This window comes from Arenimonas sp. (assembly GCF_035312645.1).
GTDB lineage: Bacteria > Pseudomonadota > Gammaproteobacteria > Xanthomonadales > Xanthomonadaceae > Arenimonas.
Genome location: NZ_DATGBO010000128.1, coordinates 16,789 through 34,496, shown reverse-complemented (window position 1 = coordinate 34,496; position 17,708 = coordinate 16,789). Strand labels below are relative to the sequence as shown.

The following is a 17,708-nucleotide window of genomic DNA, read 5'->3' as shown; positions in this document are numbered from 1 at the left end:
GAAGGGCGCCAACGACCTCGACCGCCAGATCGACATCGCGATGGACGCGCTGCGCCTCCCGCCCGGCGATGCCGAGGTGGCCAACCTGTCCGGCGGTGAGCGACGCCGCGTCGCGCTGTGCCGCCTGCTGCTGTCCAAGCCCGACATGTTGCTGCTCGACGAACCAACCAACCATCTCGACGCCGAATCGGTGGAGTGGCTGGAGCAGTTCCTCACGCGCTTCCCGGGCACCGTCGTCGCGGTCACGCATGATCGCTACTTCCTCGACAACGCCGCCGAGTGGATCCTCGAACTCGATCGCGGCCGCGGCATTCCATGGAAGGGCAACTATTCCGACTGGCTGCAGCAGAAGAGCGAACGCCTGAAGCTGGAAGAATCGCAGGAAAAATCCCGGCAGAAGGCGCTGGCCAAGGAACTCGAATGGGTCCGCCAGAATGCCAAGGGCGGCCGCTCGAAAGGCAAGGCGCGCCTGGCCCGCTTCGAGGAATTGAACTCGACCGACTACCAGAAGCGCAACGAGACCAACGAGATTTTCATTCCGCCGGGCGAGCGCCTGGGCGACAAAGTCATCGAGTTCAAGAATGTCACCAAGAGTTTCGGCGACCGCCTGCTGATCGACGACCTGAGCATCCAGATTCCGCCGGGCGCGATCGTCGGCATCATCGGCCCGAACGGCGCCGGCAAGTCGACGTTCTTCAAGATGATCACCGGCCTCGAGAAGCCCGATTCGGGCGAGGTCAACATCGGCCACACCGTGAAGATGGCCTACGTCGACCAGAGCCGCGACAAGCTCGAAGGCAACAAGAACGTCTGGCAGGAAGTTTCCGGTGGCTCGGACATCCTCACCATCGGCAAGGTCGAGATCCAGTCGCGTGCCTACCTCGGCCGCTTCAACTTCAAGGGCAGCGACCAGCAGAAGCTCGTCGGCACGTTGTCGGGTGGTGAACGCGGCCGTTTGCACCTCGCCAAGACCCTGCTGCAGGGCGGCAACGTGCTGCTGCTCGACGAACCCTCCAACGACCTCGACATCGAAACCCTGCGCGCGCTCGAAGACGCGTTGCTGGAATTCCCCGGCTGTGTGATGGTGATCTCGCATGACCGCTGGTTCCTCGACCGCATCGCCACGCACATCCTCGCCTTCGAAGGCGATTCGCACGTGGAATTCTTCCCGGGCAACTACCGCGAATACGAAGAAGACAAGCGCCGCCGCCTCGGCGAAGAAGGCGCGAAGCCGCATCGTCTGCGTTACAAGGCGCTTAAATGATTCGCCCTGCCGCGCTTTGGCGCGGCAGACACGCCTTGTAGGAGCGACGCGAGTCGCGATTGTTTTCGGTCGCGACTCGCGTCGCTCCTACTAGGCAGGTTACCGTTCCATCGGAGCACGCAATGATTTTCATGCAGGCCCTTCGCAACCGCTGGTCCACCGCCAACTCCCTCGTCTGCGTCGGCCTCGACCCGGAGCCGGCGAAGTTCCCGGCGCATCTGCGCGGCGCGCCCGATGCGGTGTTCGAATTCAACCGCGCGATCATCGATGCCACTGCCGATCTCGTCTGCTGCTTCAAACCGCAGATCGCGCATTTCGCCGCGCTGCGCGCCGAGGATGCGCTGGAGAAATTGATCGCGCACATCCACGAAAACCATCCGGGCATCCCGGTGATTCTCGATGCCAAGCGCGGCGATATTGGCAGCACGGCAGCCAACTACGTGATCGAAGCGTTTGATCGCTACCGCGCCGATGCCGTCACCGTGAACCCGTATCTCGGCCGCGACTCCGTGCAGCCCTTCCTCGATCGCGCCGACAAGGGTGTGATCGTCCTGTGTCGCACCTCCAACCCCGGCGCCGGCGACCTGCAGGACCTGAATGTCGATGGCCGTCCGCTCTACCAGCACGTCGCGGAAAAAGTCGCGCGCGAATGGAACGGCCATGGCAATTGCGCCCTCGTCGTCGGCGCGACCTGGCCGCAGCAGTTGCGCGAAGTGCGCGACATCGTCGGCGACCTGCCCCTGCTCGTGCCCGGTGTCGGCGCCCAGGGTGGCGATGTAGAACAAATGGTGGCGACTGCAAAAACCAGCGACGGCCACGGCCTGATGATCAGCTCGTCGCGGGCGATCCTCTATGCCGGTGATGGCGAAAATTTCGCGGCCGCCGCCCGCACAGCGACGCTGGATCTGCGCGACAGCATCAACCGCTATCGCTGAAGCAGGCGCTTGATCGCGATGCGCGCCATCGCCACGAAGCAATGCGCCCACAGACCCAGCCACAGCAGTGGGCGGATGTTCGGCGGCGTCTGTGCATCCTCGAACTTCAGGAAATAGCGCCAGGCACTGCGGTGCTTCTGCCACTCGACCCAGTACGGCCGCGCGCGGCTGGATACGCCGCGCACATGCGTCACGCTGACGTCGTTGGCGATGAGCACGTCGTAACCGGCGGCGCGCACGCGCCGGCACAAGTCGAGATCCTCGACGTGCAGTAGATAACCATCGTCGAAACCGCCGAGCTGCACGAACAGGCCCGACGGCATCAGCATCAACGCACCGGAAATCGCTTCGACCACCTGCAGGTCCACGGCCGGATCGCGCCCCAGATAAAGGTCATCGCGTTGCCCGCGTTGCCGGTACAACTCCAGCAGGGACAGATCGCGGCGACGCGCGGCGGGGTCGAACACGCCGTCTTCGTCATGCAGATCGACGCCGAGCAGACCGGCACCGGCATGCGCACGCGCGTGCGTCAGCAGTTTGTCGAAGGTGTCGACGTCGACGTAGGCGTCGGGGTTGACGAAAGCGACCCAGGTCGTACCCAGCGCGCTCGCGCCCTGGTTGCAGGCTTCGGCAAACCCGCGGTTGTGCGTGTTGCGCACCACGCGCACGCGGCCGTCGCGCATCGACAGCCACGCGACCTTCTCGGCGGTGCTGTCGGCCGAGGCATTGTCGACCACGACGATGCGCGCCACATGCGTCGCCGCAAGCAAGCGTTCCAGGCATTCGTTGATGGTGTCGGCGGAGTGGTAGGTGACCACCACCACACCGACTTCGACCGCCTTGCTCACGCCGGGTCTCCGCGCTCGAGTCGCGCGATCTGCGCGCGCAGCTCGGCGATGGTTTCGCGCGATGCCATCGCTTCGCGGGTCACGGCGAAATAGTCCGCGTATACCGATTCGGCGGCGTCGCCGTACAGCGAAATCGCCGGCAATTCGGGCAGGCATCCGGCCCGGTTCGTGCACACCGCGAGGTAGTACATCGGCGGATAGACGAGGCCTGCGCGCAACTCGCCGGCATCGTCCGTGCAATGGCTCTCGCCGCTGCCCTGCCCGTCCACGCGCCACAACGCCGACTGGAACAGGAGCTTCTGCGCATACAGTTCGCGCTGGGCGAAACGCGGCGCCAGCAGCGCCTCGAATTGCTCGCGATACAGCTCGCGCACATGGTGTTCGTTCACTACGCCGGTGGCGTCGCTGTAGTTGCGCTTGTCCGGCGTCGACAGCAGCAGCAATCCACCCGGCGCGAGCAGACGCGCGAAGCCATCGAGCAGGCGCTCCTGTGCCTGCACGTGTTCCAGGGTTTCGAAACTCACGATCAGATCGAAACTGGCATCGGCGAGATGATCGAGCACCGTGACGTCGGCCTGCTCGAAATGCAGGTTCGCCGCAGCGCCGTATCGGGCGCGCGCGTGTTCGATCGCGGTGATGTCGATGTCGACACCAAGCACGGAGCCTGCTGTGCGCGCCAGCAAGGCGCTGCCGAAGCCTTCGCCACTCGCAGCATCGAGCACGCGCCGGCCATTCGCGAACGTGCTGGCGAAAGCATAGCGATGCCAATGCTCGTAGGCGATCTCGCGTACGCATTCGGGCGTGAAGCGTTCGCCGGTGAAGGGCAGGATGGCATCGCTCATGGCCGCCTCAACTGAAAAGATCGCGTTGCGGGCCGGCGTGGTCGAGCTGCAGCAGACGCTCGGCCAGGCGCTCGCGCAGCGGACGCAGCGGATCATCAAGGATGAAGCGCGCGATCAGCTCATGGTAATCCGGCCAGCGCGCCACCAGCTTTTGCAGGTTGTCGCCGCCCGGCGCCTGCCCCAGCGGACCGAACGAGGCCTGCCCGGCATGCACCACGTAGGCGCCATCGCACATCACGTTGCGCCAGCCCATCGCGGCGGCACGACGACAGAAATCGTTCTCCTCGCCGTAGCCTTTGCCGAACGTGGCGACGTCGAAACCACCAAGCTGACGCAGGGCCGCACGGCGCAGATACATGCAAAAACCAATCGCCGTCGGCAGATCGGGATAATTCAGCGGCGACTGGCTGGCGGCAGCCTCGGCGATGCGCTCGGGATCGTCGGGTACCGGATTGTTTTCCACGAAGCGCGGGAACGAACAGATCTCGGCATTGTTCGACCACGGCGTGACCGTCGCGATGCGCGCATCGCTGGCGGCGCAACGCGCCAGCTGCTGCAGCCAGCCAGAAGTGGTGAGCGTGTCGGAGTTAAGCAGCACGACGTCGTCGTCGCCGGCTTCCGCGAACGCGGCGTTGCAGTTGGCCGGGAAACCGAGATTTTCTTCGCGGCGCAGGTAGCGCGCGCCGAGACCGCTGCGTTCGCACCAGCCGCGTGCCAGCGCTTCGATTTTCGGATCGGTGGAGGCATCGTCGACGATCAGCACCGTCGCCTGCGCAGGCAGGGTTTTCGCCAGCGAGGCAAGGCAGGCATCGAGCGCATCGAGGGCGTTGAACACCGGCACGATCACCGTCGGCAGGCGCGCGCTCATGCGGCGTCGTCCGGCCCGAGCCAGCGATGCGGCAGGCGGGCGATGCCGAGTTCGCGGGTCGCACCGTGCACGATCAGCGCGCGCCGGCAGGTGCAGTAAAGACGCAGACCGGTGGCGTCGAGCACGTGCGTTTTGAGGTGGTAGCTGCCGGGCAGCAGCGGCAGATGATCGAACTGCAGGCGGAAGCGATAACGACCGCCGCCCAGCGCCTCGCCGCGCACCTGTTCCATTTCCGAACTCACGCCGTACACGGCCACTTCGTCGTCGCGCGCGATGCCGCACATCAGCACCGGCTCGGTATCGTCCGGTGCGCGCAGCAGGACTTCGTGCAACAGCGAATCGCCCTGTTCGATATGCGTATCCGGCGTCGCCATCGGCGGATGCCCGCTGATGCTTTCGATCACATAGCCGCCGTTCTCGACCGGCGCGACCGTGGCCGCGTCGGCGCGGCCGATCCGGCTCTCGTGCCAGGCGACATAGTTCTGGGTGACGCCGAAGACATCGCCATGCTCGCGGATTCGGCCCTCGTGCAACCACATCGCCTGCCGGCAGAGTTTCTGCACGTGGTACATGCTGTGCGACACCAGCAGCAAGGTGCCGCCGCCCGCGAGGTAATCGTCGATCCAGCGCGTGCATTTGCGCTGGAAGCCTTCGTCGCCAACGCTGAGCACTTCGTCGGTGATCAGCAACGCCGGCCGCACCGCCGCGATCACCGCGAAGCCCAGGCGCACGACCATGCCGGTCGAATAATGCTTCACCGGCTCGTCGATGTACTCGCCGATGTCGGCAAAGGCCTCGATTTCCGGCAGTTTCTGCGCCAGCGCCGCTTCGTCCAGGCCATACAGCGCGGCGGCCATGCGCACGTTCTCGCGACCGGAATATTCGGGATGGAACCCGGCGCCGAGTTCGAGCAGGGCGCCAACGCTGCCGCGGGTTTCGATGCTGCCCGCGCTCGCCGTCAACACGCCGGTGATGAGCTTGAGCAAGGTCGACTTACCGGCGCCGTTTTCGCCGATGATGCCGAGCGACTGCCCCGGATGAACTTCGAAGCTGATGCCATCGAGAACGACGACATGGCGGCGCGGCGCCCGCCCGCGCAACAGGTCCCAGAGCGCGTGCGCGCGATCGCCGCGATGGCCGAGCACCGGGTAGCGTTTGCACAGGCCATCGACGCGGACCAGCGGCGCACTCACAGAAAATCCTCGAGATGCGCACGCGTGCGCGTGGCCAGCCAGGAACCAAGCGCGATCACCAGCAGCGCGACCACCGCCGACATCGCCAGCGCCTGCCAGTCGACCTCGCGTCCGAGCAGGCCGTGCCGGATCGCCTCGATCGGCGCCGTCATCGGATTGAAGGCGAGCGCGTGCTGCGCTACCAGCGGCAATTGCTCGCGTTCGTAGAAAATCGGTGTGATGAAAAAACCCAGCGACAGCAACTGACCAATCGCCGCGGCGACATCGCGCAGGAAAACCTGCAGCACCGCCAGCACGCGCGACACGCCCAGCGCGAACAATCCGATCACCGCCATGCCGGCGAACATCGCCGGCACACCAGCCGGCGCCAGCTTCACGCCGAACAGCAGCACCACGACGATCACCAGCGCGAAACCGGCGAGATCGACGAACACGCTGGCGGCGACGCGGGCGAGGATGTACAGCGAATGCGGAATCGCGATTTTCCCGATCAGGGCGGCGTTGTCGACCAGCGCGGTCACGCTGCGCGCGACCGCATTCGCGAAAACGCCCCAGGGATAAAGCGCCAGCGCAAGGAAGACACCGTAAGGCGCGCTGGTCTGAGCGCGTGCGGGCAACAGGCTGCCGAACACCCAGGCCAGCACCGCGAGCTGCAGCAACGGCAGCACCAGGTACCAGCCGCCGCCGAGCAAGGTGTTTCGATAGCGCTCGCCCAATTCGCGACGCAGCAGTTCGCGGAACACGAAGCGATGGGCAAGGTTGGTCGTCATCACCAGGAGTTCGTCGCAGTCAGGGCGCCGGTCGGGCTTGGCGCATAGTTTGCCTCATCGTGTCGACCTCTTCGCTGCGTCCGACGCAGCGATGGCACGACACCGGCGGCGCTGGCCCGGCAGCATTGCCGAGCCGGGGCAGCGCTCACTTCTTCTTCGGAGCGCTGCCGGGTTTGCGCAACGGATCAAGGCCGCGGAAACGCTCGCCGTATTCGTCGGTAAGCTTGCGCGCCTCCGAGGGATCGTGGATCACCGTTGGCGTGATCAGCACGACGACTTCGGCGCGGTTCTCACCGCGTTCCTTGGCACCGAACAGCGCACCGACGTAAGGCAGGCGGCTCAAGCCGGGAAGGCCCGAGGAGCCATTCTTGTTGGAGCTCTGGATCAGGCCGGCGATCATCACCGTCTCGCCGGTGCGCACCGCGACTTCGGTATGCAACTTGCGGTTGTCGACGCTGACGTTGCCGCCGATCACCGGGCCGGTGTCGGAAATCGAACTCACGTCCTGGGTGATCTCGAGAAAGACCATGCCGTTGGAACTGATCCGCGGCTTGACCTTGAGGCTGACACCGGTCTGGCGGAACTGCACCTGGCTGTAGGTATCGTCGTTGTTTGTGTTGCCGTTGTTGTTGATGATGGTGCTGGCAACGGGGATCTGCGTGCCGGAATTGAAATCGGCCTCGACGTTGTTGCGCACCAGCACCGACGGCGCGGACAGGATGCGCGTGTTGCTGACCGAATCGAGCGTGCTGATGATCGCCTGCGCATTCGGCCCGAGGAAGGTGAAGGTGCCGGTGCCATCGGGCTTGACGCTGCTGCCGGAGTTGTCCCAGAAGCTCGTGGCCTTGGTGAAGGCCTGATCGCCGGCGGAAACCAGATTGCCGAAGAACCAGCTGACGCCGTACTTGAGCTGGTCGTTGAGTTTCACCTCGACCACCTGCGCCTCGATGTGCACCTGCAGCGGCATCGTATCCAGGCGCTCGATCGCGCGACGAATCGATTCCCATTGCGCGGGATTGGTGCGGATCAGCAACGAGTTGCTTTCCTCGACGGCGCTGATGCCAACCTCGCTGCCGCCGATGCTCAACGTCTGATTGCTGTTACCGCCGCTGCCGCCGGATTTGCCACCGGCATAATCGCCGCCGCCAGCAATGCCCGTGTTGCCGTTGCCGCTGCTGCCGATGTCAGCGCCTTTCGCCGCCGGCATGTCGGTGGTGCGTACTTCCACCGGATCCAGACCAGGCATCAGCGACGCGCCTTTCTTCGAACTGTTCTGCTGGCCACTCTGGCCGAACACACTGCCGAGCTGGTCGGCGAGATCGGCAGCCTTCACGTACTGGACTTCATAGACGTACAGGCGCGCGCCATCGCCGCCGGTGTCGAGGCGCTCGATGAAGGATTCGACTTCGCGCAGGTAACTGGCCTGCGTGGTGATCACCATCACCGCGTTCTGCCCTTCCAGCGGCATGAAGCGGAACATGCCCGACATCGGCGTCTTGCCGCTTTCGCCGAATACTTTGTCGAGCGAGGTGACGACCTTGCCGGCTTCGGCCGATTGCAACGGATACACACCGATCGACATGCCGGCGAGCCAGTCGACGTCGAAGATCTCGATCGTGCGCAGATAGTTCTGCAACTCGGCGCGGGTGCCGCCGATCACCAGCAGGTTGCGGGTGTTGTCGACCTGCACGATGCCGTGATCGCGCGCGTACGGCTTGAGCAGTTTCTCCATCTCGGTCGCCGAGATGTACTTGAGTGGCACGGCGCGCAATTCGTAGCCGCGGGCATTGGCGGCCGATCCGGTGCGCGGCGACAGGTTGCCGGGCACGGCCTGGTCGGCCGGCACGATGTTGGCGCGGCCATCGCTCCAGACCAGACGCGCGTTGTTCCAGCCCAGTACCATTTCCAGCAGCGACAAGGCCTGCGAGGAATCGACCGGGCGCGGCGTCGACAGCGTGACGGTGCCTTGCACGCCTGGCGCGATCACGTAATTTTGCTGCAGAAGATCGCCGAGAATCGCCTTGACCACCGCCTGCAGCGATTCGCCTTCGAAATTGAACGTGGCCTGCCCCGTCGAACCAAAGGTCGGCGGCGGCGACGCGGCGACGCGCTGGTTGATCAGCTGACCATTGCCGGCGCGCACCTGTGGCGATGACGCCTTGTGCGGCGCTTCACCAAGTTCGGTGGTTGGCGTAATCACCTTGCCGTTGACGACTACCGGCGCCTGCGCCGGATCGCTGGCAGCGGCGTTGCTGGGCATCGGCGTGTCGTTGCGTTCCATGCGCGGCGGTGTGGCCGTGGCGCAGGCTGTGAGGCCGCTGATCAGGGCGAGCAGGAAAAAAGGACGGAGCGCGAGAGTCATCGTGTCACTTTACCTTGTTGTCGGCGGCGGCACGGAGGGCCTCGGCGCGCGCGGATGCGCGGCGGGCCTCGATGCGGGCGCGGATGGCTTCGATCTGTTGTTCCTGGGTCATCGCCGCCCCGGTAGGCGGATTGGCGGCAGGCGGCGCAGTGGCCGGTGCAGGCGCGACGACGATGGGTGGTGGTTCGTAGTTCGGCGAAGAGGTGTTGATGCCGGCATCGGGGCGCGATGGTGCAGGCGTTGCCGGTGGCGTATTCGCGATCGGCGTGGGCGCAGCACCGCTCTTGCCGTCGAAGACACGCAAGGCCAATTCTTTCGCGCCACCGGGACCGGCGAACACCGCGCGCCGCGGCTCCAGCGTCTGCAGGCTCCAGTTGGTACCGGCGACCGCTTCGCCCAGTTTCACGCGACGACTGCTGCCATCGCTCATCGTGAGGATCGCGAGTTTCACCTGCGGCGTAATCATCACGCTGCTCAGGATCGCATCGAAGGCGGCCGAGGCATCGTCGCCGGCGCTGGCGAGAATGGGTGCGGGTTTGCGGTCGGACAGCAGCAGCGGACGCGCGCCGACTTCGAGATAGTCGCTCAACGGACCGAGGCCGGATTCGCTGCGCGTGAGCTTCACCGCCGGGATCGCTTCCGGCGCGAGATCGCTCGGTGCCGGCGCGATGCGGCCGCCGAGCCCGGCAATCGTCAGGCCGAGCAACAACAATGCCCAGGCGCAGACAGTACCCAGCAACAACGTCGAAGGCCGCAATGATTCAAGCACGCGGCACCCCGGCGACAGGCGTGGCGACTTTCAGATAGCCGTAAAGATCGAAGGCGACATCGAGCGCGCCGTCCGGCGCGGCACCCGCGCTGAGATAACTGCGCCGCGAGAGTAATTCCATGTTGTCGATGAACAGCTGCGGGCTGCCGCTTTCCAACTCGTGCATCACCGCGGTGAGCTCGCTCATGCCGCAGCGCAGACGCACCTGCACGACTACGCGCGGGAATGCTTCCTTGGCCGCCGATTCCGACGGCGTGCGCGCGGTGATCTGGCAGGCGGCGGGATTGGCGCTGGCGCGGCCGACTACTTGTTCGAGGCGTTGCACGAGTCCGGCGCTGGCGAGTTCGCGATTGCCTTCGGGCAGAAAGCCGGGATTGCTGGCTTCGAACTGCCGCACCTGCGCCATCCGCTGTTCGATCTGCGGACGTTGCGCCGCTTCGTTGCGCAGGCTCGCTTCCTGTTCGCGCAGGTCGGTGATTTCATCGCCCATCGCCAGCATCGGCGCAGCGAACCACCAGTGCACGAGCACCAGGTAGGCGACCAGGACCACCGCCGCGATGCCAGCGAGGATGCGCCAACGCTCAGGGATTCTTGCGGGCTTTTGCATCCGCGGCCTCCTGTGGCGAACCAACGACCGTGGCGGTCATGGTGAAAAGTTCGCGGCCCGTGGCCGGGTCAGACTGCACCGCACCGGCCAGCGCCGGCGTGCGCAGCAAGGGCGAGGCCTGCAGCAACGCGACCAATGCCGCCGCCTGCTGGCTCTTGCCGATCAGCACGACATGGCCTTCGTTGACGGAAAGTTTTTCCAGCGCGGTGTTGTCGGGGATGCGTCGGGTCAGGTCGGCCAGCAGCGCGAGCATCGTCGGCTGCTGGGCACGTTGGCGCGCCAGGAAATTCGCCGCACGCGTCGAGTTGTCCAGCGTGTTGCGCAACTTGCGCACCTCGCGCGCCTGCACGTTGGCGGCAGCGACGCGGGCGTTGAGTTCTTCGAGGGCGATGCGCCGATTGCCCAGCGCCAGCCACATCGCCAGCAACAGCGCGATCACGATCACCGCGCCGAGCAGCAGGTTGATGCGCACTGCGCGATCGACGCGCGCGGTGCGCTGCGTCGCCGGCAACAGATTGACGCCGAGCCGGCCGCCATCGGCGTCGCGGACATCGATGCCAGCCAGGCCCTGGTTCATCGGTCCGAGCGCAGCGAGCGCGGTTTCGATCCGCTGGTTGGGAATGACCACCAGCTCCACACGCAGTTGCTTGTTCGCGGCATCGCGCGACAACACCCGCGCTTCGTAGCTGACCTGGTCAGGGGAAAACGGCGTCTGCCGGTCGATCTCGTGCAGCAGCACATCGCGCAGCCGGGTTTCCGCCGAGGTCGGCAGCGTCAGGCTGCGCCGCAACACCTGACCCGGCGCGACCAGCAGCCAGCGCGGCACCGCACCGGCGCTGCTGTCGAGACGCTGACGCAGAGTTTCCAGCAACTCCGGATTGTCGGTGGGCAGGCAGCCGAGCAACTGCGCGCTGCCGTCAACGCTGGCATGCAGGCGTAGCTCACCACCCTCCACCTGCAACAACAGGCTGCGCTGCTGCGCACCGAGCTGGCGGCGCAAGGTCAGCGGCAGCAGCCCGAGCAAAGTCTCGCCGGCCGCGCGCAGCCAAGCCGGGACCGGACTGTCGAGATAGCGCAGGCGCAGCGGTTCCAGGGCTTGGAGGAGGGTGTCGTTCGCAGGCATCAGTCGGTTTCTCCCACCCGCCAGGAGAGTGGCGTGTAAAGCTGGCCAAATCCGCCGCTACCGCCTAGGCGGAGAGTGATGCTGACTTGGGCCTGCGAGCCGTCGCTACGGGTGGCGCGGCTGGAAATACTATACGTGCCCGTTCCCTGGGCCGATAGCGGACTGCCATCGGGCAGCGTAGGCACCGCCCCGCCGGGCTGCCAGGATTCGCGCGCGGCCTGCATCTGCGCCAATTGGTCAGGGGACAAGCCCAGCGCCTGCAGCACCGGCTGCGCCGCGAACGCCACGTTCGGCCGCGCCAATCCGCTGTACACCGTCACGTAGGGTGCGAGCTGGCGATAGGTCGCCGGATCCATGCCCAGCACCTGCTGCAATTCCGCGACCGTTTCGAACGGGCGGTCCTTGGCGCCGTAAGGCAGGCCGGCGGCCGCGTACTCGGGATCCTCGGCGCCGCCTTCGGCACTGAGCAGGTTGTCCGGATCGCGCCAGTCCATGATCGCCCCGGTCAACTGCCCGGCGCGCGTGCCGTCGACGCCGAGTGCGAGCAGCAGGCCATTGAGCACATCCGGCCCCACGAGATTGATGTCGACCTTGCCGGACTCGTCGACCACACGCACCTGCAGCCGCGAATCCTCATAGGAAAATTCGTTGCTGCGGCCGTCGGGGATCCAGCGCTGGCTTTCGTCCGCGCCCTGCAGGCGCAGCACCGCCACTTCCACGCCGGCTTCGGCGGCGTAGCGCGCGATGCTGTTGCGCTCCAGCGCGCGGCTCTGCATCGCTTCGGTGCGCGCGCCAAGCGCGAACACCGAGGCCAGCCCGGTCAGCAGCACCAGTATCCACAACACCAGCAGCAGGGCGGCACCGCGCGTCCGGGTCTGCATCAGAGTGGATTCGGATCGGAAGGGATTTGCACCGGCGGCAATCTCGCCGCGCCACCGCCGGTGCCACCGTAGGACATGCCCAGGTGCAGCGCGATCACCAGATCGGGAAAATTCCGCCGCGGATCGTTGAAACGCAGCTTCAACCGCACCAGCGGCGGCATCCGTCCCGGCACCCGCCATTCCGATTTCCAGCCGCCCGGATGGCCGCTGTCGTCCAGCGCCTGGAATTCGAAACCGCCGTCGGCGATGTCTTCGAGCAACACTTCCGGTTCGCGTTCGGCCTTGATCGGGCCGTCCGGAGTCAGCAGGCGATGCGTGAACAGCAGGCGGCGCCCGTGTTCGCCATTGTCGAATTCGAACGTCTGCAGATACGAGCCGCCGCGCGACATGTAACCGGGCATGGCGGCGACGAACTCGAGCTTGTCGGCGCTGCCTTCAAGAAAACGGCCATCGCCGCTGACCGGATCGATCTGGTAGGCGATCGGCAACACGCCGCCGATCTGCGTGCGCAGGAAACCCTGCACCGCGCGTAGTCGCTCGCTGTCGCGCGCGATTGCATCGGCGTGCTCGGTCGCACGCGTGGCGCCGCGCAATGTACCGAAGGCCAGCGCGAGCCCGAACGCCAGCAAGGCGATCGCGACGATGACCTCGATCAGGGTGAAACCGCGAGCATTCGACTTCATGGTGGCGACACCGCGACCATTGCCGGCGTGCGCAACCGCAACGTCGACAGGCGAACGCTCTGATCGGGCCCGCCGGCGCCCCAACTCACCTGCGTGACGATGCGATAGAGCTTGGCGGCGGTGCTCGCATCCGGCTCCGGCGTGCCCGGCGGCGTCGGCAGGCGCGGCGCGGGGTCCCGGGTTTCGGTGATCTGCAATTGATAGTGGTAACGACCGCTAGCGAATTCGCCCTGCGATTGCCCCGGCTCGATCGGTGCGAGCACGCCGATCGCATCGAGCTGCGACTGCGCATACAACATCGCTTCGCTGGCGTTCTGCGAGCGCTGCACCTGGGTCAGGCCGCGCGACAGCATCGCCACCACCATGCCCATCGCAGTCGCGAGCAACACGAAGGCCAGCATCACCTCCAGCAGCGTGAAGCCACGGCTTTTTTTTCCGCCATGAGCGTTGCCGTTAAGCGTCATCGCGAAGCCTCGGTGCGCGCGAGCTTGACCTGCCCGGTCAGCCAGTCGACATCGATCTGCCAGGCCGCGGCATCGCGCGAAAGCACGATGCGGCCGCCGGTCGATGCGCCTTCAGGAAAGAAACGGATCGCCGCGACGCTGTCGCGCGTCTGCTCGATGCGCGCACCAGTGGCGGTGATCTTTATCGCATTCGGCAGCGTGCCGCGATGCTGATCCGGCGCCTGCCATTCGCGGCTCTGCGCATCGACGGAAAACAATTGTGGCTTGCCGGTGGCGATCGCCTGCGCGCGGGTGAAACGCAACTGCGCGGCGAGTTCGCGCGAGGCGTTGCGCAATTGCTGGCCGGGCAGGCCCGAGCCGATCGCCGCGGCGACCAGCGCGGTCGATGCCGCGATCAGCAAGACCACGACCATCAACTCGATCAGCGATACGCCACGGACCTTGTGCATCGCCGGGCCGCGCTCAGGGCGCGGTGATGTCCTTGTCGACGCCGTCGCCGCCGGGCTTGCCGTCGACGCCGAGGCTGATCAGCTGGTATGGCGCATCGCCTTCGCCAGGTTTGCGGTATTCGATCGGATGCTGCCAGGGATCCTGGAAATCCTTGGCCTTGGCATACGGGCCGAGCCAGCCGGCGGCATTGCCCGGCGCGGTCACCAATTGCAGCAGCGTGTCGGGATAGCTGCCGACATCGGACTGGTAGGAATCGATCTGCTGCGCCAGCGTCTTCAGTTGCGTTTCGGCGAGCTTGGCTTCGGCGCGATGTTTGTTGGCGACGATCTTGCCGCCGACCACGGCGAGCACCGTGCCGATCAGCACGATGACGACGACGAGTTCGAGCAGGCTCATGCCGCGGATGCGCTGCGGCGTCGGGGAATGGGTCAGGCGCGGATTGAACTTGCGGAGTTTCATGTCAGCCAAGGCTTCCTGTCAGATCGTAAATGGGCAGCAGCACGGAAAGAATGATCGCGCCGACCACGAGAGTCATCAGCATCGTCAGCGCCGGCACCAGCAGGGCAAGCAGACGGTCGAGCGCGTTTCGGGTTTCGATATCGAAGGTGTCGGCGACCTTGATCAGCATGGTGTCGAGTTCGCCCGACTCCTCGCCGACCTGGATCATCTGCACGGCCAGGCGCGGAAATACTTTCTGTTTTCCCAGCGCGTAACCGAGGCCGGAGCCGGTCTTCACTTCCGATGTCGCCGCTTCCAGCGCATTGGCGAGCACGCGGTTGCTGAGCACGTTGCGGCTCAACGTCAACGCATTCAACAGTGGCACGCCGTTGCCGACCAGCGTGCCCAGCGTGCGCGCCAAGCGTGCGCAATCCAGGCGCGCGACCAGCGAGCCGGTGAATTTGAACTGCAGCAGGCGCGCATCCAGGCGCAGCCGCGATTCCGGATCGCGCATGAGTTTCGTCAGCCAGATCGCCGCGAGCGCAATCACCGCCAGCAACACGAACCAGTAATCGCGCAGCGCCTTGCTGATGAACAACACCGTCTGCGTGTACCAGGCGAGTTCGGCATTCAGGCTCGAGAACAGCGCCTCGAACTGCGGCACCACCACCATCAGCAGGAAGGTCACCGAGCCCAGCACGAGCGTGACGAGAATGATCGGATAGATCAGCGCGTTGATCACGCGGCTGCGCAGTTCGCGGCTGCGTTCGAGATATTCGGCGAGGCGGGTGAGCGCATCGTGCAGGCCGCCGCCGGATTCGCCGGCGCGCACCAGATTCACGTACAGCCGCGAGAACAGACCATGCTGCTGCTCCAGCGCGGTCGACAGCGGCGCGCCGCCGCGCACGGTTTCGCGGATCTGTTCCAGCACTTTCTTCGCCGCCGGCGTTTCCGGCAACTCCAGCAGGATGCCGAGCGCGCGATCGAGCGGCTGGCCGGCGCCGAGCAGCGTCGCCAATTGCTGCGTGAACTGCAGGATCTGCTCGTTGCTGAGTTCGCGTTTCTTCGTCAGCGCCGCGAAATCGAAACCTTCGACCTGTTCGTCGGAACGCTTGGCTTCCATCGGCAGATGACCCTGATCCTGCAGGCGCACGATCACTTCATCGACGCTGCCGGCCTCCATCTGGCCATCGAGCGTCTCACCGTTGGCGGACAGGGCTTTGTAGCGGAACAGGGGCATGTCAGTGCGCGGTGCCGCAGACAAAATTTGCGAAGAAATCCAACCGGCTCGTCATCCCAGCGAAAGCCGGGACCCATTTTTGCTTGACGGCAAAATCACCATGGGTCCCGGCTTTCGCCGGGATGACGAATTGAAGATGGTGGAGATCACCCTTCCTGCGTGACACGCAAGACCTCCTCGATCGTGGTGACGCCCTGCATCGCCTTGATCAGGCCGTCCTCGTACATCGTGCGCATGCCGGTGGCGCGCGCGGCTTCCTCGATCTCGCCCATGCCGGCGTGCTGCATCACCAGCCGGCGCAGGTCGTCGTTCATCACCAGGAATTCCATGATCGTGCCGCGACCGAGGTAACCCGTCGGCGCAAGCGCGGATGCTTTCGGGCGATAGAGGTAAATCGTTCCCTCGGGCTGGAAGCGGCGCAGGCCGAATTCCTCGATCACTTCCGGCAACGCTTCGTATTTTTCCGCATGCGTCGGCTCGAGGCGACGCACCAGGCGCTGCGCGAGGATGCCGTTCACCGTCGACGTGAGCAGATAGTCCTCGACGCCCATGTCCAGCAATCGCGTGATGCCGCCGGCGGCGTTGTTGGTATGCAGCGTCGACAACACCAGGTGGCCGGTGAGCGCGGACTGGATCGCGATGCGCGAGGTTTCCAGATCGCGCATTTCGCCGATCATGATGATGTCCGGGTCCTGGCGCACGATGCTGCGCAGCGCATGCGCGAAATCCAGACCGATCTGCGGCTTGACCTGGATCTGGTTGATGCCCTCGATCTGGTATTCGACCGGATCCTCGACGGTGATGATCTTCACGTCGGGCGTGTTGAGTTGCGACAGTGCCGCGTACAGCGTGGTCGTCTTGCCCGAGCCGGTCGGGCCGGTGACCAGCAGGATGCCGTGCGGTTGCTCGAGCACACGCACGAAGCTGGCGAGGAACTCGTCGGTGAAACCCAACGCCTTGAAATCGAGCACCACCGATTCGCGATCGAGCAATCGCATCACCACGCTCTCGCCGTGCGCGGTCGGCACCGTGCTCACGCGCAGATCCAATTCCTTGCCCTGCACGCGCACCATGATGCGACCGTCCTGCGGCAGGCGGCGCTCGGCGATGTTGAGCTTCGCCATGATCTTGATGCGCGAGATCACCGCGGCAGTGAGATTTGCCGGCGGGCTTTCCGCTTCTTCGAGCACGCCGTCGACGCGGTAACGCACCTTGAGGCGATTCTCGAACGGCTCGATATGGATGTCGGAGGCGCGCAACTCGACCGCGCGCTGGATCACCAGATTCACCAGACGGATGACCGGCGCTTCCGAGGCGAGGTCGCGCAGGTGCTCGACGTCGTCCTCGTCGCCGGCGGATTCATCGCCGATGTTCTCGACGATCGCACCCATCGCGCTGCGACCCTGGCCGTAATAGCGCTCGATCAGGTCGGCGATCTCCGAGCGCAGCCCGATGCGAACCTGCACCGCGCGACCGGTCGCCAATTGCACCGCGTCCATCGCGTAATCGTCCTGCGGATCGGCGACCAGCAACTGGATGGCATGTTCATCTTCGCCGACCGGGCAGATCGCCTGCTGCTTCATGAAGCGCAGCGACAGCGTCACATTCGCCGGCGGCGCCTCGGGGCAATCCTTGGCCAGCACCAGCGGCAGGCCCAGGGCTTCGCTCGCGGCCTCGGCCATGTCGCGTTCCGAGACCATGCCCAGCCGGACCAGCAAGGCCGCCAATGATCCGCCCGCCTCGCCCTGCAGCCGCTGCGCCCGCGCCAGGTCGCCTTCCTTGAGGCGACCACGCAGCTGCAACACCTGCGCGATGCGCAGGTCGACGGTGTCGGCGGGTGGGTCGGCCAGGCTGTCGTTGGGGGCGGCGTTCACGCAGTGGATCCGGGAGAGTGGACGCCGGACTTTAGCAGAGCCGGCGGGCCCGGAAACGGCCCGCGCAAGCCGGGAAATTCATATTGCGGCGCCGCAC

The 17,708-nt window shown here is 65.5% G+C and carries 19 protein-coding genes; 3 read left to right on the top strand and 16 right to left on the bottom strand.

Annotated elements, in window-relative coordinates; all coding sequences use genetic code 11:
- The coding region (gene ettA / locus VKM35_RS11735) for an energy-dependent translational throttle protein EttA (protein WP_324321205.1) at positions 1 to 1,264 on the top strand (1,264 nt) is incomplete at its 5' end.
- Positions 1,265 to 1,386: 122 nt separating this feature from the next.
- Positions 1,387 to 2,199, top strand: coding sequence for an orotidine-5'-phosphate decarboxylase (gene pyrF / locus VKM35_RS11730; protein WP_324321204.1), 813 nt, complete (start codon positions 1,387 to 1,389; stop codon positions 2,197 to 2,199).
- Here pyrF and VKM35_RS11725 read toward each other — a convergent pair.
- The 15 genes from VKM35_RS11725 to VKM35_RS11655 form a co-directional block, all read right to left on the bottom strand.
- A complete protein-coding gene (locus VKM35_RS11725; protein ID WP_324321203.1) occupies positions 2,190 to 3,047 on the bottom strand; it encodes a glycosyltransferase family 2 protein in 858 nt (285 codons plus the stop codon). The two genes, pyrF and VKM35_RS11725, sit on opposite strands and share 10 nt — an antisense overlap.
- Positions 3,044 to 3,889 (bottom strand): class I SAM-dependent methyltransferase, encoded by an 846-nt coding sequence (locus VKM35_RS11720; RefSeq protein ID WP_324321202.1) that lies wholly within the window; start codon positions 3,887 to 3,889, stop codon positions 3,044 to 3,046. Before VKM35_RS11720 ends, VKM35_RS11725 begins: the two co-directional genes overlap by 4 nt.
- A 7-nt stretch (positions 3,890 to 3,896) precedes the next feature.
- Positions 3,897 to 4,757, bottom strand: a complete 861-nt coding sequence (locus tag VKM35_RS11715; protein WP_324321201.1) for a glycosyltransferase family 2 protein — start codon at positions 4,755 to 4,757, stop codon at positions 3,897 to 3,899.
- The gene (locus tag VKM35_RS11710) at positions 4,754 to 5,950 is read right to left on the bottom strand and encodes an ABC transporter ATP-binding protein (RefSeq protein WP_324321200.1); all 1,197 of its coding nucleotides are present in this window, start codon (positions 5,948 to 5,950) and stop codon (positions 4,754 to 4,756) included. Before VKM35_RS11710 ends, VKM35_RS11715 begins: the two co-directional genes overlap by 4 nt.
- A complete protein-coding gene (locus VKM35_RS11705; protein ID WP_324321199.1) occupies positions 5,947 to 6,720 on the bottom strand; it encodes an ABC transporter permease in 774 nt (257 codons plus the stop codon). The genes VKM35_RS11710 and VKM35_RS11705 overlap by 4 nt, the downstream gene beginning before the upstream one ends.
- Positions 6,721 to 6,865: 145 nt before the next feature.
- Positions 6,866 to 9,082 carry a type II secretion system secretin GspD gene (gene gspD, locus VKM35_RS11700; protein WP_324321198.1) on the bottom strand — a complete coding sequence of 739 codons (2,217 nt, stop codon included), beginning with the start codon at positions 9,080 to 9,082 and terminating at the stop codon, positions 6,866 to 6,868.
- Between the two features lie 4 nt (positions 9,083 to 9,086).
- The gene (locus tag VKM35_RS11695; protein WP_324321197.1) at positions 9,087 to 9,851 is read right to left on the bottom strand and encodes a hypothetical protein; all 765 of its coding nucleotides are present in this window, start codon (positions 9,849 to 9,851) and stop codon (positions 9,087 to 9,089) included.
- Positions 9,844 to 10,458, bottom strand: a complete 615-nt coding sequence (gspM, locus tag VKM35_RS11690) for a type II secretion system protein GspM (protein WP_324321196.1) — start codon at positions 10,456 to 10,458, stop codon at positions 9,844 to 9,846. Before gspM ends, VKM35_RS11695 begins: the two co-directional genes overlap by 8 nt.
- The gene (locus VKM35_RS11685) at positions 10,433 to 11,581 is read right to left on the bottom strand and encodes a PilN domain-containing protein (RefSeq protein WP_324321195.1); all 1,149 of its coding nucleotides are present in this window, start codon (positions 11,579 to 11,581) and stop codon (positions 10,433 to 10,435) included. Before VKM35_RS11685 ends, gspM begins: the two co-directional genes overlap by 26 nt.
- Complete coding sequence (locus VKM35_RS11680) at positions 11,581 to 12,462, bottom strand: general secretion pathway protein GspK (protein WP_324321194.1); 882 nt, start codon at positions 12,460 to 12,462, stop codon at positions 11,581 to 11,583. Before VKM35_RS11680 ends, VKM35_RS11685 begins: the two co-directional genes overlap by 1 nt.
- Positions 12,462 to 13,145 carry a prepilin-type N-terminal cleavage/methylation domain-containing protein gene (locus VKM35_RS11675; protein ID WP_324321193.1) on the bottom strand — a complete coding sequence of 228 codons (684 nt, stop codon included), beginning with the start codon at positions 13,143 to 13,145 and terminating at the stop codon, positions 12,462 to 12,464. Before VKM35_RS11675 ends, VKM35_RS11680 begins: the two co-directional genes overlap by 1 nt.
- On the bottom strand, positions 13,142 to 13,609 hold the full coding sequence (locus VKM35_RS11670) for a type IV pilus modification PilV family protein (RefSeq protein ID WP_324321192.1): 468 nt from the start codon (positions 13,607 to 13,609) through the stop codon (positions 13,142 to 13,144). Before VKM35_RS11670 ends, VKM35_RS11675 begins: the two co-directional genes overlap by 4 nt.
- Positions 13,606 to 14,058: a type II secretion system protein XpsH gene (gene xpsH, locus VKM35_RS11665; protein WP_324321191.1), complete on the bottom strand. Its 453-nt coding sequence runs from the start codon at positions 14,056 to 14,058 to the stop codon at positions 13,606 to 13,608. Before xpsH ends, VKM35_RS11670 begins: the two co-directional genes overlap by 4 nt.
- 13 nt (positions 14,059 to 14,071) lie before the next feature.
- Entirely contained in the window at positions 14,072 to 14,518 is a 447-nt protein-coding gene (gene gspG / locus VKM35_RS11660) for a type II secretion system major pseudopilin GspG (protein ID WP_324321190.1), read from the bottom strand.
- Between the two features lies 1 nt (position 14,519).
- Positions 14,520 to 15,737, bottom strand: a complete 1,218-nt coding sequence (locus VKM35_RS11655; RefSeq protein WP_324321189.1) for a type II secretion system F family protein — start codon at positions 15,735 to 15,737, stop codon at positions 14,520 to 14,522.
- Between VKM35_RS11655 and VKM35_RS11650 the strand changes: the two genes are divergently transcribed.
- Positions 15,736 to 15,900 carry a hypothetical protein gene (locus VKM35_RS11650; RefSeq protein ID WP_324321188.1) on the top strand — a complete coding sequence of 55 codons (165 nt, stop codon included), beginning with the start codon at positions 15,736 to 15,738 and terminating at the stop codon, positions 15,898 to 15,900. The genes VKM35_RS11655 and VKM35_RS11650 overlap by 2 nt on opposite strands.
- Here the strand turns inward: VKM35_RS11650 and gspE are convergent.
- The gene (gspE, locus tag VKM35_RS11645) at positions 15,884 to 17,611 is read right to left on the bottom strand and encodes a type II secretion system ATPase GspE (RefSeq protein WP_414636645.1); all 1,728 of its coding nucleotides are present in this window, start codon (positions 17,609 to 17,611) and stop codon (positions 15,884 to 15,886) included. The two genes, VKM35_RS11650 and gspE, sit on opposite strands and share 17 nt — an antisense overlap.
- Between the last annotated feature and the right edge of the window lie 97 nt (positions 17,612 to 17,708).

Excerpts from the sequence above, each read along its gene's own strand:
- pyrF (WP_324321204.1), top strand. The coding sequence starts at position 1,387 with ATGATTTTCATGCAGGCCCTTCGCAACCGCTGGTCCACCGCCAACTCC.
- VKM35_RS11720 (WP_324321202.1), bottom strand. The coding sequence starts at position 3,889 with ATGAGCGATGCCATCCTGCCCTTCACCGGCGAACGCTTCACGCCCGAA.
- VKM35_RS11715 (WP_324321201.1), bottom strand. The coding sequence starts at position 4,757 with ATGAGCGCGCGCCTGCCGACGGTGATCGTGCCGGTGTTCAACGCCCTC.
- VKM35_RS11705 (WP_324321199.1), bottom strand. The coding sequence starts at position 6,720 with ATGACGACCAACCTTGCCCATCGCTTCGTGTTCCGCGAACTGCTGCGT.
- gspD (WP_324321198.1), bottom strand. The coding sequence starts at position 9,082 with ATGACTCTCGCGCTCCGTCCTTTTTTCCTGCTCGCCCTGATCAGCGGC.
- gspM (WP_324321196.1), bottom strand. The coding sequence starts at position 10,458 with ATGCAAAAGCCCGCAAGAATCCCTGAGCGTTGGCGCATCCTCGCTGGC.
- VKM35_RS11685 (WP_324321195.1), bottom strand. The coding sequence starts at position 11,581 with ATGCCTGCGAACGACACCCTCCTCCAAGCCCTGGAACCGCTGCGCCTG.
- VKM35_RS11680 (WP_324321194.1), bottom strand. The coding sequence starts at position 12,462 with ATGCAGACCCGGACGCGCGGTGCCGCCCTGCTGCTGGTGTTGTGGATA.
- VKM35_RS11675 (WP_324321193.1), bottom strand. The coding sequence starts at position 13,145 with ATGAAGTCGAATGCTCGCGGTTTCACCCTGATCGAGGTCATCGTCGCG.
- VKM35_RS11670 (WP_324321192.1), bottom strand. The coding sequence starts at position 13,609 with ATGACGCTTAACGGCAACGCTCATGGCGGAAAAAAAAGCCGTGGCTTC.
- xpsH (WP_324321191.1), bottom strand. The coding sequence starts at position 14,058 with ATGCACAAGGTCCGTGGCGTATCGCTGATCGAGTTGATGGTCGTGGTC.
- gspG (WP_324321190.1), bottom strand. The coding sequence starts at position 14,518 with ATGAAACTCCGCAAGTTCAATCCGCGCCTGACCCATTCCCCGACGCCG.
- VKM35_RS11650 (WP_324321188.1), top strand. The coding sequence starts at position 15,736 with ATGTCAGTGCGCGGTGCCGCAGACAAAATTTGCGAAGAAATCCAACCG.
- VKM35_RS11655 (WP_324321189.1), bottom strand. The coding sequence starts at position 15,737 with ATGCCCCTGTTCCGCTACAAAGCCCTGTCCGCCAACGGTGAGACGCTC.